Origin of the sequence: Microbacterium sp. K35 (assembly GCF_004794375.1) — a bacterium.
GTDB classification, from domain to species: Bacteria; Actinomycetota; Actinomycetes; order Actinomycetales; family Microbacteriaceae; genus Microbacterium; species Microbacterium sufflavum.
Genome location: NZ_SSDM01000423.1, coordinates 1 through 679 on the forward strand (window position 1 = coordinate 1; position 679 = coordinate 679).

At 77.5% G+C, this 679-nt stretch carries 1 protein-coding gene; it reads right to left on the reverse strand.

From position 1 onward, the window contains the following. Positions 1 to 679, reverse strand: a 679-nt coding sequence (locus DW299_RS18465; RefSeq protein ID WP_136037441.1) for a 1-phosphofructokinase family hexose kinase, incomplete at both ends; no start/stop codon positions are given.

The following is a 679-nucleotide window of genomic DNA, read 5'->3' on the forward strand; positions in this document are numbered from 1 at the left end:
GACCAGGCCGTCGCGCGGCGGAGCACCGTCTCGGGGTCGCGCTCGCCCTCGGCGTACAGCACGGCGCAGGCGGCGACCCCGGCGTCGCCCGCACCGGTCGGGTTCCCCGCGAGGGGCTCGTCGAGTCGCGCGTGCACGAGCTCGTCGTCGGTCACCGCGAGCATGCCGTCGGCGCCCAGCGAGAGCAGCACGAGCTCGGCACCGCGCTCCAGCAGGGTGCGGGCGGCGTGCACCGGGTCGTCGATGCCGGTGGCTTCGGCGAGCTCGGCGGCGTTGGGCTTGAGCACGGTGGCCCCGGCGTCGGCGGCCCGCAGCAGCGCGGGGCCCGAGGTGTCGACGATCACGGGCACGCCGGCGTCACGCGCCACGGCGATCAGCATCGGCAGCAGCGCCTCGGGGGTGCCCGGCGGCACGCTGCCCGAGATCACGAGCACGCCCGCCGCGGCGAGCCGCTCGACCACCTCGGCCAGCACCGCCCCCCATTCCGCGTCGGAGGGGCTGACGCCGCGCTCGTTCACGATGGTGGTGTCGCCCGCGGACTCGTCGACGAGGGCGATGCTGCGCCGGGTCTCCGCCGCGACGGGCACGAGCACGTGCGGAACGCCGCTGGCGCTCAGCTCGTCCGCGAACTCGGCGCCCACGCGGCCGCCCGCGGTCGTGACGGCGAGCACGGGCGGCC